The sequence below is a fragment of the Mycobacterium sp. genome, assembly GCF_047975165.1.
Taxonomy (GTDB): Bacteria; Actinomycetota; Actinomycetes; order Mycobacteriales; family Mycobacteriaceae; genus Mycobacterium.
Map to the genome: position 1 here is coordinate 31,052 of NZ_JBKECZ010000170.1, position 12,871 is coordinate 43,922.

The following is a 12,871-nucleotide window of genomic DNA, read 5'->3' on the forward strand; positions in this document are numbered from 1 at the left end:
GGCCGGCACCTATTGACCTCAGCGCATGAAGCCGATCGCCGAATAGTCCAGGTCGGCGAGCCCGCGCGCGCCGAAGTTGGCCAGGTTGCTGCGCACGGCGACGGTTCCCTGGGACTGAATGAGCGGCAGGCTGAACCCCTCTTCCCAGACGAGCCGGTCGACGTCGTTGGCCAGCTCGCGGGCCTTCGCGGGATCGAGTGCTCCCAACGTCTGTTCGATGACGTCGTCGATCTTCGGGCCGCCGATCTTGCCGAAGTTGCTGTCCCCGTTCGAGGCGTAGATCTGGGTCAGCCCGGACAGCGGGAAAGCGTCGCCGACCCAGCCGAACAGCACGATGTCGAAGTCGCCGACGTTGACATAGTTGCTGAAAAACCCGCTGCCGGAACGTCCTTGAAGTTCAAGCCTGACCCCGATATCGGCAAGGCTGTGCTGGGCGATCTGGGTGAATACCTTGGCGTTGGGCGATTCGTAGAACAACAGGCGGACGACGAGTTGACGGCCGTCCTTCTCCCGGAACTGGCCGTTGAGTTTCCACCCCAGTGCGTCGAGTTCTCGCCTCGCCCGTTGGGGATCGTAGGGCAGGCTGTTGTCCCGATAGCCCTCCTGCCCGGCCACGAAGATGTGGTTGTTCAGCGGCACCGGTGCCGCGGTGAGGCCGTGCAACGCGACCTCGGCGATCGTCTTCCGGTCGATACCCATGGCGACCGCCAGTCGCAGGTCGCGGTCGTGCAGGATCGACCCCTCGGCGCCGTTCATGGTGAAGTGCGTCCAGCTGGGTGCCGGTGCTCGCCGGATGGAAACGCCCTTGGTGTGTTCGGCGATGATGAGCTGGTCGAGCGAGCCGATGCCGGTCGCATCGATCGTGTTGTTCTGCAGCGCGGGCAACGATGCCGTCGGGTCGAGCACCAGGTAGGTGATGGTGTCCAGCCGCGGTGGCCGGCCCCACCATTTGGGGTTGCGCGTCAATGCGATTCGCTGTTTGGCCCGGTCCAGTTTGGACACGATGAAGGGGCCTGCGGATACGTCCGGCGCGTTGAGCCAGCCGGTATTGAATGCCTCGGGTGTGGCGGTGACCCTGGCCGGCAGCAGCATGCCGTTGCCGGCGAACATGCCCCGCCACTCGGCGTAGGGCTTGGCAAAGGTCATGACGGCCTGCCGGTCGTCAACACCGCGGGTCACCGAGGCGACGCGTTCGGCGCCACTGGTGGAGGCGATCTGGAATTCCTCGTCGGTGCCGCTGATGGCGTGGATCTGGCTGGCGATATCGCGCCAGGTGATCGGACTGCCGTCGGACCACATTGCCTTGGGATTGATGGTGTAGGTGATCACCTGAGGATTGGTACCGGTGAGTTCGACGCTGGTGAAGTAGTCGGTGTTGACCGTTGTCGACCCGTCGGCCCCGATGACGAACGCACTGGGCATGGTGGCCTTGAGCAGGCTTGCGGTCTCGGCGACGTTGCCGTCGATGTGCAGCACGTTGAAGTTCTGCGGGAAATCGCCGAGCGCAAGCCGAAGATCGCCGCCCTCGCGCAGAGTCGCGGGGTCCTGGGCGTTGATGTCGCTGCCGGCGCCGAGGACGCCGGTGCCCGGACCCGGGGGTGTTGGCAGGGTGCCTCCGGAGCATCCGGACACCAGCACAGTGCCGGCCAACACCGCGGTTGCCAGCGCGCGCAGTCCGCGGCTAGCCATCGCGCTGTCCCGTTCGCGGTACCGCGGAGAGGAGCCGCCGGGTGTATTCGTGTTGCGGATCATCGAACACCTGCCGGCTGTCACCCTGCTCGACGACAACACCGCGGTGCATCACGATGACCTGGTGGGCGAGGTGCTTGACGACCGAAAGATCATGGGAGACAAAAAGGTACGACAGACCCAGTTCGTCCTGCAGGTCGAGCAGGAGATTGATAATGCCGGCCTGAATGGATACGTCGAGTGCGGATACCGGTTCGTCGAGGGCAAGGATCTTGGGCCGCAACGCCAGCGCGCGGGCTACGCCGATGCGCTGTCGCTGTCCGCCGGAGAATTCGGCGGGGTATCGGCTGGCATAGGACCTGCCCAATCCGACCGTTTCCAGCAGTTCGGCGACCCGGGAGTTGGTTTCGTCGTCGCCGAACCCGTTGGCCCGCAGCGGTTCGGCGAGTAGATCGAATACCGGCAGCCGTGGATCCAGCGCAGCCGCTGGATCCTGAAAGACCAACTGTATGTCGCGCCGCAGTGAGCGCCGGTCGTCTTTGTTCAGGGCGGCGACGTCCGCGTCGAGCACTTCGATCGACCCCGATTGTGGCGCAACGAGGTCCAGGATCTGATAAAGGGTGGTGGACTTTCCGGAGCCGGATTCTCCGACGATTCCCAGGGTGCGTCCCTGCAGGAGTTCGAAACTGACGCCGTCCACCGCGCGGACCTCCCCGACCTTGCGGCGCAGCAGCACGCCCTTGGTCAGTGGATAGGTCTTTACCAGGTCGCGGACCCGGATGACAGTTCTCGAATCATCCGGGGCCGGGCCGCTGCGTCCGATGTCGACTCCGTAGATATCGGCGGCGCTGCGCCCGATTGCGTCAGGGACACGAATGCACGCGGCCCGATGATCGGTGCCAACCTCGATCAAGTCCGGTTCGGCGGTGCGGCATTCGTCGACGACCAGTGGGCATCGCGGCGCGAATGGGCATCCCGGATCCAGGCTGGCTAACGACGGGGGAGCGCCGGGTATCGGGATCAGCCGGGTGCCCTGCGGGGCATCGAGCCGGGGGACCGACCCCAATAGACCTATGGTGTAGGGCATTTGACGATCTCGGTAGAGAATATCCACTGGTGCGGACTCCACCACCCGGCCCGCGTACATGACCAGTGCGCGGTCGGCGAACTCGCCTACCACCCCGAGATCGTGGGTGATGATCAGCACCCCGGCGCCGGTGACGTCACGGGCCTTTTTCAGCAGCTCCAGGATCTGCGCCTGCACGGTCACATCCAGCGCGGTGGTCGGTTCGTCGCAGATCAACAGGTCGGGATCGTTGGCGATCGCGATCGCGATGACCACCCGCTGTCGTTCGCCTCCGGACAGTTCGTGTGGGAAGGCGCGGGCCCGCTGCTGCGGCTGGGAGATACCGACGAGATCGAGAAGGTCGACCGCACGCAGTTCAGCGGCCTTCCTCCCGATACCGCGCTGGTGCACCCGGATGGCCTCGGCGATCTGATCGCCGACGGTGTATACCGGCGTGAGCGCCGACATCGGATCCTGGAACACCGTGCCGATGGACTTGCCGCGGAATTGCGACATCGCGTCGTCGTCGATACCCAGCAGTTCGGTGCCCTGCAGCCGCACCGAGCCGGTCGCGTTCGCGTACTCCGGGAGCAGGCCGGCCACCGCCATAGCGGCCGCGGACTTGCCGGAGCCGGATTCGCCGACCATGGCCACCACTTCGCCGGAGTTGAGGTGATAGCTGATTCCGCGTACCGCGTTGACCGGCCGGCCGTCGGTCGGGAAGGTGACAGCCAGGTCCCGGACTTCGAGTAACGGTGTCATTCGCCGCCTCCGCCGCCGCGCCGTAGGGACCCGGCGCCGGGGTCCAGGGCGTCCCTCAGAGCATCGCCGGCCATGTTGGCGCAGAACAGGATCAGCACCAGCACCCCGGCCGGAACCAGGAACACCCAGGGGAACGTTGTTGCCGATTGGGTGCTGTCGGCGATCAGGGTGCCCAGCGACACGTCGGGAGGTTGGACGCCGAAACCGAGGTAGCTCAACCCGGTTTCGGCCAGGATTGCGGCCGAGACGTTGAGGGTGGCGTCGATGATGAGGATGGATGCCACGTTGGGTAGTACGTGGTGGGCGATGATTCGGCGGTTGGAAACCCCCATATATCGTGCGGCGCGGATGAATTCGCGTTCACGAAGGCTCATCGTCATGCCGCGGACCATGCGGGAGCTGATCATCCATCCGAAGCCGGCCAGCAGCAGGATCAACGAAACGATGTTGGCCGAGTTCCGGGTCCGCGGTGAGACGATCAGTATCAGGTAGGTGGACGGAATCACCAGCATGAGATCGACCAGCCACATCAGTGCGGCGTCCCGCCACCCCCCGAAGTAGCCGGCGATCGACCCGACGGTGGCGGCTATGCCGGTCGAGATCACCGCGACGCAGAGGCCGACCAGCATCGACTTCTGCATGCCGCGCAGTGTCTGGGCCAGCAGGTCCTGGCCGATCGCGTTGGTGCCCAGCCAGTGCCGGGTGTTCGGCGGTTGCAGGAGTGCGTCGAAATCGAGGTCCTGATACGAGTACGGCAGCAGCGGTGGCAGCGCGTAGCAGCCGACGAACAGCAGCACCAGGAGCACCAGGGCGACCACCGCGGAACGGCTTCGCAGCAGTCTTCGCAGCACCAGGGTGCGTCGGGAGGTGAATTCCGCTGCGCCGGTCTGTTCCGGGGTGGGCGGCTCTGCGTCCGCGTTCTCAGCGACAATCATCAGACTCGTACCCGGGGATCGAGTGCCGCGTAGAAGATGTCGGAGAGCAGGCCGGCCAACAGGACGAGGGTGCTCAGGAACAGTGTGATGGCCGCGACGATGTTGGTGTCCTGGGTGGCGACGCCGCGAATCGTCCACTCGCCCATGCCATGCCAGCCGAAGATCTTCTCGACGAATACCGCGCCCCCGAACAGCCCGGCCACTCCGTAGGCGAACAGCGTGGCCATCGGGATCAACGCGGTGCGCAAACCGTGTTTCACCAGCGCGCGCCGGCGGGTCAATCCCTTTGCGCGGGCGGTGCGAATGAAGTCCTGCCCGAGCACATCGAGCATGGCGTTGCGCTGGTAGCGGCTGTAGCCGGCGGCGGCGCCCAGCACGAGGGTGAGCGACGGCAGCACCAGATGCTTGAGTCTGTCCCCGGCGGCTGCCCAGGTTCCCTCGGCGACACCGGGTGAGGTTTCGCCGGTGTAGTCGAAGAGCTGGATGCCCAGCGCCCAGTTGGTGCGCAGCGCGCCGATGATCAGCAGGGTGGCGATGACGAATGTCGGTGTGCTGATCACCAGCAGTGCGGAGACGGTGACGACGCGGTCGCTGAGCCGGTACTGCCTGATCGCCCCCCAGGCGCCGAGCCCAATACCCAGCAGGGTGCCGGCGACCGATCCGAGCACCAGCAGTCGCAGGCTCACCCCGATCCGACGCCCCAGTTCGGCGCCGATCGGCTGGCCGGTCACCGTCTTGCCGAAATCGCCATGTGCGGCGTGTGCTACCCAGTTGGCGTAGCGAATCGGAACCGGTTGGTCCAGGCCGAGATCGTGGGCCTTGGCGTCGATGACCGACTGCGGCGGGCGGGGATTGCGTTGCATCAGGCTGTCCAAGGGCCGAAACGTCACCGAGGTCAGCCAGAAGGTCAAAAACGTTGCCAGGAACAGCAGCACGACGTACTTGAGGAGCCGGCGCAGCAGAAAGCGCGTCACGTCTGATCACGCTGCCGCATGGGGACCCCGCATGGGGACAGGGTAGCGAGCGCCGCGGTGAGGTTGTGACGACCGGGGGGCGCGGGGGATCATTCGGCTTTGGCCGATCGGGGCCGACGAAACCGCGCGGAGCCATTGGTACGATCCGGCGCGATATGGATGTGCGCCGCACATGACAAGCCGCGATACCGAGGAGCCCTGCGTGACGGTTACCGACGACTACCTGGCCAACAATGCGAAATACGCGAGCACCTTCCAGGGGCCGCTGCCGATGCCACCGAGCAGGCATGTCGCGGTGCTGGCGTGTATGGATGCCCGGATCGACGTGTACCGGGTGCTTGGCATCGAGGAGGGGGAGTCGCACGTCATCCGCAATGCCGGCGGGGTCGCCACCGACGACGCGATTCGGTCGCTGGCCATCAGCCAGCGACTGCTGGGGACCGAGGAGATCATCCTTATTCACCACTCCGATTGCGGGATGCTGACGTTCACCGACGATGAGTTCAAGCGCAGCATCCAGGACGACGTCGGGGTCAAGCCGCCCTGGGCGGCCGAGGCGTTCCCGGACGTGGCCGAGGATGTCCGGCAGTCGATGCGTCGCATCGAGAACAGCCCGTTCGTCACCAAGCACGTGTCGCTGCGCGGGTTCGTCTTCGACGTCGCGACCGGCAAACTCGAAGAAGTCACGCTGTAAATTCCCGCGGACGGCGGACGGCGGACGGCGGGCGGCGGGCGGCGGACGGCGGGCGCCCGGCTTCGCGAGCGTAACGCCAGTGCGATTTTGCGCTTGATTTTTCGCACTGGCGTTACGCTCGCGGGATCTTGGGGTGCCGGCGCGCGCTCGCGGCCCGGCGGCCGGCCGGCCCCAGTTCCCGCGCTGGTGCGCCCGAGCGTCCGCGGCGCTTCGCGAGCGTAACGCCAGTGCGGTTTTGCGTTTGTTTTTTCGCACTGGCGTTACGCTCGCGGGATTTTGGGTGCTGGGGGCCTGGCACGGCGGGGGCCCGGGCCCGCGCGCGTTGACACCGTTCACCTCGCCTGGTTCCAGGTCAGGTAATAAGAGTAAATATGGTCAATTAGGCCAACTTGATCTGAAAATGGCGGCTTATGACGATAGATGTGGCGGCCGGCCCGGCGGCCGGCCAGTACGAATTGAGCCATCTGCGGCTGCTTGAGGCCGAGGCGATCCACATCATCAGGGAAGTCGCCGCCGAATTCGAGCGCCCGGTTCTGCTGTTCTCCGGCGGCAAGGACTCCATCGTCATGCTTCACCTGGCGATCAAGGCGTTCCGGCCGGGCCGGCTTCCGTTCCCTGTGATGCATGTCGACACCGGACACAACTTCGATGAGGTCATCGCAACCCGCGACGAACTGGTCGCGGCATCCGGTGTGCGTCTGGTGGTGGCATCGGTACAGGACGACATCGATGCCGGACGGGTTGTCGAGAGCTTCCCCTCGCGCAACCCGATCCAGACCGTCACGTTGCTGCGTGCCATCGGTGAGAACAAGTTCGACGCGGCATTCGGTGGGGCGCGCCGCGACGAGGAGAAGGCGCGCGCCAAGGAGCGGGTCTTCAGCTTCCGGGACGAGTTCGGCCAGTGGGACCCCAAAGCCCAGCGTCCGGAGCTGTGGAGCATTTACAACGGACGCCACCGCAAGGGTGAACACATTCGGGTCTTCCCGCTGTCCAACTGGACCGAATTCGACATCTGGTCCTACATAGGTGCCGAGGAAATCGTCTTGCCGTCGATCTATTTCTCGCACCGGCGCAAGGTCTTTCAGCGCGACGGCATGTTACTGGCGGTGCACCGGCACTTGCAGCCGCGGGCCGACGAACCGGTGTTCGAGACGTCGGTGCGGTTCCGCACCGTCGGCGACGTCACCTGCACCGGGTGTGTTGAATCCGACGCGGTCACTGTCGATGAGGTCATCGCGGAGACCGCGGTCTCCCGGCTCACCGAGCGCGGCGCGACCAGGGCCGACGACCGGATCTCCGAAGCCGGCATGGAAGACCGGAAACGGCAGGGGTACTTCTGATGACGACGTTGCTGCGGCTGGCTACCGCCGGTTCTGTCGATGACGGCAAGTCCACGCTGATCGGGCGCCTGCTGTACGACTCCAAGGCCGTCATGGAGGACCAGTTGGCGGCTGTCGAACGGACATCCAAAGACCGCGGCCACGAGTACACCGACCTGGCGCTGGTCACCGACGGCTTGCGTGCGGAGCGCGAGCAGGGCATCACCATCGATGTTGCCTACCGCTATTTCGCCACTGCCAAGCGGAAATTCATCATCGCCGACACCCCCGGCCATATCCAGTACACCCGCAACATGGTGACCGGGGCGTCGACCGCGCAACTGGTTATTGTACTCGTCGACGCGCGCCACGGGCTTTTGGAGCAGTCGCGCCGGCACGCTTTCCTGGCCTCGCTGCTGGGTATCCAGCACATCGTGCTCGCGGTCAACAAGATGGACTTGATCGGCTGGGACAAAGAGAAATTCGAGGCCATCCGCGAGGAGTTCCACGCGTTCGCCGCACGCCTGGACGTACAGGATGTGGCGACCATCCCGATCTCGGCGCTCGACGGCGACAACGTGGTGACCAAATCCGATCGGGCGCCGTGGTACGAGGGGCCGTCCTTGCTGTCACACCTCGAAGAGGTGTACATCGCTGGCGACCGCAACCTGGTGGACGTGCGGTTTCCGGTCCAGTACGTGATCCGGCCGCAGACCTATGAGCACCGGGATCACCGCAGCTACGCGGGCACGGTGGCCAGCGGTGTGATGCGTCCCGGCGACGAAGTGGTGGTTCTGCCGATCGGCAAGACGACGCGAATCGCCGCGATCGACGGCCCCAATGGCGCACTGACGGAAGCATTCCCGCCGATGGCCGTGTCGGTGAGCCTGACCGACGATATCGACATCTCACGCGGCGACATGATCGCCCGCACCAACAACCACCCCAGAATCGCGCAGCAATTCGACGCGACCGTGTGCTGGATGGCCGACGATGCGGCTCTGGAACCCGGCCGCGACTACGTCATCAAACATACGACTCGCACGACACGGGCCAGGGTCACCGAGCTGGACTATCGGCTTGACGTCAACACCCTGCATCGCGACAAGACGGCAACGGCGTTGAAACTCAACGAACTCGGACGTATTTCGCTGCACACCCGGGTGCCGCTGCTGCTCGACGAGTACTCCCGTAACGCCAGCACCGGATCATTCATCCTCATCGACCCCGACACCAACGGCACGGTGGCGGCGGGCATGGTGTTGCGCGACGTCACGGCCCAGCAGGCCAGCCCCAACACCTCGCGGCACCAGTCGCTGGTCACCGCCGCGGACCGGATGACCCAGGGCAGGACCGTGTGGTTCACCGGCCTGTCCGGAGCCGGGAAGTCCTCGGTGGCAATGCGGGTCGAGCAGAAGCTACTCGAAGCCGGAATACCCGCATACGTTCTCGACGGAGACAACCTGCGGCACGGCCTGAACGCCGACCTCGGCTTCAGCATGGTCGACCGGACGGAGAACCTGCGGCGATTGGCGCATGTCGCGACCCTGCTGGCCGACTCGGGCCAGATCGTTCTGGTCCCGGCCATCAGCCCGCTGGCCGAACACCGGGAGATGGCCCGCAAGATCCACGACGACGCCGGGTTCGAGATATTCGAGGTGTTCTGCGACACGCCATTGCAGGAGTGCGAACGGCGCGACGCAAAAGGGTTGTACGCCAAGGCCCGCGCCGGGGAGATCACGCGTTTCACCGGGATCGACAGTCCGTATCAGCGGCCGAAGAAGCCCGACCTGCGGCTCACCCCGGACTACAGCATCGACGATCAGGCCCAGAGCGTGGTCGACATGCTCGAAGTTCATCCGTAGAAAAACCCCCGCGCGGCTCCGGCTCGCGGCACCGTGGGGTGTGGGCGAAGTGCGGCTGGCACAATCCTCAACCATGCGGATGTCGGCCAAGGCGGAATACGCCGTGCGAGCCATGGTCCAGCTGGCCGCCGCGCCGAGCGGCACCCTGGTCAAAACCGACGACCTGGCCCAGGCCCAGGGCATCCCGCCGCAATTCCTGGTCGACATCCTGACCAACCTGCGCACCGATCGGCTGGTGCGAAGCCACCGCGGTCGCGAAGGCGGCTACGAACTCGCTCGGCCGGGCAGCACCATCTCCATCGCCGACGTGCTGCGCTGCATCGACGGTCCGCTGGCAAGCGTCCGCGATATCGGCCTCGGTGACCTGCCCTATTCCGGGCCGACGCTGCCACTGACCGACCTGTGGCGGGCGCTGCGTGCCAGTATGCGCTCGGTGCTCGAATCGACGACGTTGGCCGACGTCGCCGCGGGCCGGCTGCCCGGGCACGTGGTGAGGCTGGCCGACGACTACCGCGACCAGGAACGCGGGCGGTACGGCCGGGCGTAGGGCCACACCTCAATTCGCCGAGGAGACGGTGTTGCCGTCGCCATCCCGCCGCAGGTCGCCGAGCGGCTGCCAGAATCGTCGGTGTGCAGATAGGTATGACCATGCCGGTGATGGAGCCCGACCTGGATCGGGTGGTGTTGAGTGACTGGGCGCGGAGGATCGACCGGGGTCCGTTCTCGTCCTTGTGCTGGGGCGAGCGGATAGCCTTCGGCAACCCCGACAGCCTGACGCTGCTCGGCGCGCTGTCGGCCTGGACCGAGCGGGTACGGCTGGTGGCGACGGTGATCGTGCCGCAACTGCACGACCCCGTCATGCTCGCCAAGGCGTTGGCGACCGGTGACCTGCTCAGCGGCGGACGCCTGACGGTGGGTATCGGCGTGGGCGGCAGACATGAGGACTACAACGCCGTCGGCGCCGACACCAAGACGCAGACGATGCGCGGGATGGCCGAGCGGGTTGCGGTGATGAAGCGGGTGTGGGCGGGACAGAAGATCACCGACTCGGTGCTGCCGGTCGGACCGAAGCCCGTTCAGGACGGCGGCCCGCCATTGCACGTCGGAACCATCGGGCCCAGGACCGTCCGCAGCGCGGCGGCATGGGCTGACGGATTGGCCGGCACCACACTGGATCTCGACGTCGTCAAGCAAAATGAGTTGTTCGACGTGGCGCGGGCAGCCTGGGCTCAGGCGGGCAAACCCGAGCCCCACCTGGCGACGTCGTTCTGGTTTGCGTTCGGAGCCGCCGACGGAGCCCGCGCCCAGATCCATCGCCATCTGCGGCGGTATATGAACTGGATCCCCGCCGAGTACGTCGATGCCATGGCGCCTGTCACCGGCTGGGCGGGCAACGAAGCCGAGCTGACAGCGGTGCTGAGACGGTTCGCGGAAATCGGCACCGACGAGGTACAGCTGATCCCGACCAGCTCGGACATCGAGCAGCTCCACCGTGCCGAGGATGTCGTGGCGGCACTGTGACCCACCAGCCGGTGACGGGCTTGCCGGCTGCCCCGCTCCTTGGTGGACTTTCAACGAATCGCTGGGCAAATTTCGGGGAGATTGGGAGATGCAGCGCTGTTCGCTTACCAACATTTGGAGACCCATGCTCGAAGTGATTTCCCGGGGGACCGCTACCGAACGCCATCCGGTGCCGTTGTTGTTCGTGCATGGCGCCTGGCACGCGGCGTGGTGCTGGGAGGACCATTTTCTGGATTTCTTCGCCGACCGGGGATACGAGTGTCATGCCCCGAGCCTGCGCGGCCATGGCCGGAGTTCCGGCGCGGAACGGTTGCGCTGGACGAGGATTCGGGACTATGTCGACGACGTTGCCCAGGTGGTAGCGCAATTGCCTACCCAACCGGTTCTCATTGGGCATTCCATGGGGGGTTTCGTGCTTCAGCACTACCTCCAGGATCACGCGGCTGAGAGGACCGTCCTGCTTGCTCCGATTCCGCCTACCGGCGCGCGACGGATCACGATGCAGATCGCTCGACATCATCCCCTCACATTCGCCAAGATCAACGCAGGGATGACGTTGGCTCCGGTGATGGAGACAGAGGGTCTGGCCCGTGAAATGCTGTTCGCTCCGCAGGCGCCCGATTCCTGTGTGGATGAATGTCGCCAGCGGTTGCAGAACGAGTCGTATCGGGCATTCTTGGACATGCTGGTATTGGACTTGGTGAAAACCAAGAGGGTAACCCCGGGCGCAATGCTGATCCTGGGTGCCGAGCACGACGCCATGGTCTTGCCCCATGAAATTCAGCGCACGGCAACGGTATACGGTGCGGAGGCGGAGATCTTCGGAGAGCTTGGCCATGAGATGATGCTGGAACCGGGATGGCGTCAGGTTGCCGAACGGATCGATGGCTGGCTGGTAAGAAACGGTTGCTGAGAACTTGTCGTCCCTGACCGTGCGCAAGCGGCGTCCTCCGACGACGGTCTGCGTTGCGATGCGGCATGGTGAGTCGATCCGGGCGGCGCAGTGCTCCGTCGCCGTTTTCACTGTTGCTAATTGAACTTCGTCAGCGAAAAACTCTCAGTGGTGTCGAAGCCGCAGGGCGCGGTGCTCGCGATGTAGATGGCTTCGCCGGTGAGAGTGATGGGGTCCCACGATTGGGTGACGGTGACCGGGTGCTTGCTGCCCCCGAATACGACGCCGCTGTCCACGGTGGTGAACGTGGGGCACCTGACGGCTTCGGGAATATCCCGCGTGACGACGTAGCGGCCGTCGACGAGCGGTGCGTCGAACCCGTGACCCGGCGCGGTCGTCACATGCGCGACGCAACCGGGTGTACACGTGGTGCTGATCACCCACGTTCCGGTGGCGCCGTCTTCGTCGGTATATCGGTACACGCCGTTCATCGCCGGGGCGCCGGCGTGCGCCAATGGAGTTTCGGCGATTGCGCCCGCCGCGAGTGCGAGGGCCACTGCCGCGGTGAGTGCGTTGATCCTCATGGTTTCCGCCTGTGTGACGATTGCCGAAAAGTGACGCACATCTAGCGTAAAGCTGAACGAGAGGTTAACGGAAGATGTACAGGGGGTGTTCATAAAGAATTCCTAGGCTTCTGGCCCAGTGGCTCGGCGTGCATTGCCGGCACAACGTGCGGACATTGGGACACGAAACGTCGGCGCACGCCCGGTGTTCCAATGTCCACGTATCCTCAAACCCATGCCCGCCGACATCATCACGGCCATCGACGAGCTGCTGGCCGATGACACCGACGACCTCGCCGAGTGGCCAGACGCCGCCAGGTGGTCGCCGACTGGGGACTGGTGCGAACACGAGGGCCTGGAACCTCTCGACGCCATGCCCTACGGACCGGTACTGGCCCTGTTCGGCACCGGCCTGAGCTGGATCGGCTGTCACGGCGTCGGATGGTGGGAGGGCGATCCGGGGCTGGTGTCGGTGGCGAAGCGGATGCGGGACGACAGCGCTGACCCCAATGACTCGACGGCACTGGCCCACATCGTCGCAACGTTGTGTGAGCAGGTGGACGACTACACCGCCGTGCTCGCCGCCGAATA

Annotated in this window: 12 protein-coding genes; 7 read left to right on the plus strand and 5 right to left on the minus strand. The window is 65.2% G+C overall.

What is annotated here, in order from left to right:
• Window positions 1–18: 18 nt before the first annotated feature.
• The 4 genes from ACK5M9_RS16170 to ACK5M9_RS16185 are packed head-to-tail and all read right to left on the minus strand — an operon-like array spanning window position 19 to window position 5,426.
• The gene (locus tag ACK5M9_RS16170; protein WP_416894150.1) at window positions 19–1,689 is read right to left on the minus strand and encodes an ABC transporter family substrate-binding protein; all 1,671 of its coding nucleotides are present in this window, start codon (window positions 1,687–1,689) and stop codon (window positions 19–21) included.
• Complete coding sequence (locus tag ACK5M9_RS16175) at window positions 1,682–3,517, minus strand: dipeptide ABC transporter ATP-binding protein (protein WP_416894151.1); 1,836 nt, start codon at window positions 3,515–3,517, stop codon at window positions 1,682–1,684. Before ACK5M9_RS16175 ends, ACK5M9_RS16170 begins: the two co-directional genes overlap by 8 nt.
• Window positions 3,514–4,452 (minus strand): ABC transporter permease, encoded by a 939-nt coding sequence (locus ACK5M9_RS16180; RefSeq protein WP_416894152.1) that lies wholly within the window; start codon window positions 4,450–4,452, stop codon window positions 3,514–3,516. The genes ACK5M9_RS16175 and ACK5M9_RS16180 overlap by 4 nt, the downstream gene beginning before the upstream one ends.
• Complete coding sequence (locus ACK5M9_RS16185; RefSeq protein ID WP_416894153.1) at window positions 4,452–5,426, minus strand: ABC transporter permease; 975 nt, start codon at window positions 5,424–5,426, stop codon at window positions 4,452–4,454. The genes ACK5M9_RS16180 and ACK5M9_RS16185 overlap by 1 nt, the downstream gene beginning before the upstream one ends.
• A 202-nt stretch (window positions 5,427–5,628) precedes the next feature.
• Here ACK5M9_RS16185 and ACK5M9_RS16190 point away from each other — a divergent pair, with 202 nt between their 5' ends.
• From ACK5M9_RS16190 to ACK5M9_RS16215, 6 genes are all read left to right on the plus strand, one after another.
• On the plus strand, window positions 5,629–6,120 hold the full coding sequence (locus ACK5M9_RS16190; protein WP_416894168.1) for a beta-class carbonic anhydrase: 492 nt from the start codon (window positions 5,629–5,631) through the stop codon (window positions 6,118–6,120).
• 410 nt (window positions 6,121–6,530) lie between these two features.
• Window positions 6,531–7,460, plus strand: coding sequence for a sulfate adenylyltransferase subunit CysD (gene cysD, locus ACK5M9_RS16195; protein WP_416894154.1), 930 nt, complete (start codon window positions 6,531–6,533; stop codon window positions 7,458–7,460).
• Window positions 7,460–9,304 (plus strand): sulfate adenylyltransferase subunit CysN, encoded by a 1,845-nt coding sequence (gene cysN / locus ACK5M9_RS16200; RefSeq protein WP_416894155.1) that lies wholly within the window; start codon window positions 7,460–7,462, stop codon window positions 9,302–9,304. Before cysD ends, cysN begins: the two co-directional genes overlap by 1 nt.
• Window positions 9,305–9,377: 73 nt before the next feature.
• Window positions 9,378–9,851, plus strand: coding sequence for an Rrf2 family transcriptional regulator (locus ACK5M9_RS16205; protein ID WP_416894156.1), 474 nt, complete (start codon window positions 9,378–9,380; stop codon window positions 9,849–9,851).
• Window positions 9,852–9,946: 95 nt separating this feature from the next.
• On the plus strand, window positions 9,947–10,825 hold the full coding sequence (locus ACK5M9_RS16210; protein WP_416894169.1) for an LLM class flavin-dependent oxidoreductase: 879 nt from the start codon (window positions 9,947–9,949) through the stop codon (window positions 10,823–10,825).
• A 124-nt stretch (window positions 10,826–10,949) separates the two neighbouring features.
• The gene (locus tag ACK5M9_RS16215) at window positions 10,950–11,738 is read left to right on the plus strand and encodes an alpha/beta hydrolase (RefSeq protein ID WP_416894157.1); all 789 of its coding nucleotides are present in this window, start codon (window positions 10,950–10,952) and stop codon (window positions 11,736–11,738) included.
• A 116-nt stretch (window positions 11,739–11,854) separates the two neighbouring features.
• Here ACK5M9_RS16215 and ACK5M9_RS16220 read toward each other — a convergent pair whose 3' ends face one another.
• A complete protein-coding gene (locus ACK5M9_RS16220) occupies window positions 11,855–12,301 on the minus strand; it encodes a hypothetical protein (protein ID WP_416894158.1) in 447 nt (148 codons plus the stop codon).
• Between the two features lie 214 nt (window positions 12,302–12,515).
• Here ACK5M9_RS16220 and ACK5M9_RS16225 point away from each other — a divergent pair.
• On the plus strand, window positions 12,516–12,871 hold a 356-nt coding region (locus tag ACK5M9_RS16225), incomplete at its 3' end, for a hypothetical protein (RefSeq protein ID WP_416894159.1).

Bases quoted from the DNA above. Each gene is read 5' to 3' on its own strand.
- ACK5M9_RS16210 (WP_416894169.1), top strand. From the start codon at position 9,947: ATGACCATGCCGGTGATGGAGCCCGACCTGGATCGGGTGGTGTTGAGT.
- ACK5M9_RS16170 (WP_416894150.1), bottom strand. From the start codon at position 1,689: ATGGCTAGCCGCGGACTGCGCGCGCTGGCAACCGCGGTGTTGGCCGGC.
- cysN (WP_416894155.1), top strand. From the start codon at position 7,460: ATGACGACGTTGCTGCGGCTGGCTACCGCCGGTTCTGTCGATGACGGC.
- ACK5M9_RS16205 (WP_416894156.1), top strand. From the start codon at position 9,378: ATGCGGATGTCGGCCAAGGCGGAATACGCCGTGCGAGCCATGGTCCAG.
- ACK5M9_RS16220 (WP_416894158.1), bottom strand. From the start codon at position 12,301: ATGAGGATCAACGCACTCACCGCGGCAGTGGCCCTCGCACTCGCGGCG.
- ACK5M9_RS16180 (WP_416894152.1), bottom strand. From the start codon at position 4,452: ATGATTGTCGCTGAGAACGCGGACGCAGAGCCGCCCACCCCGGAACAG.
- cysD (WP_416894154.1), top strand. From the start codon at position 6,531: ATGACGATAGATGTGGCGGCCGGCCCGGCGGCCGGCCAGTACGAATTG.
- ACK5M9_RS16215 (WP_416894157.1), top strand. From the start codon at position 10,950: ATGCTCGAAGTGATTTCCCGGGGGACCGCTACCGAACGCCATCCGGTG.
- ACK5M9_RS16175 (WP_416894151.1), bottom strand. From the start codon at position 3,517: ATGACACCGTTACTCGAAGTCCGGGACCTGGCTGTCACCTTCCCGACC.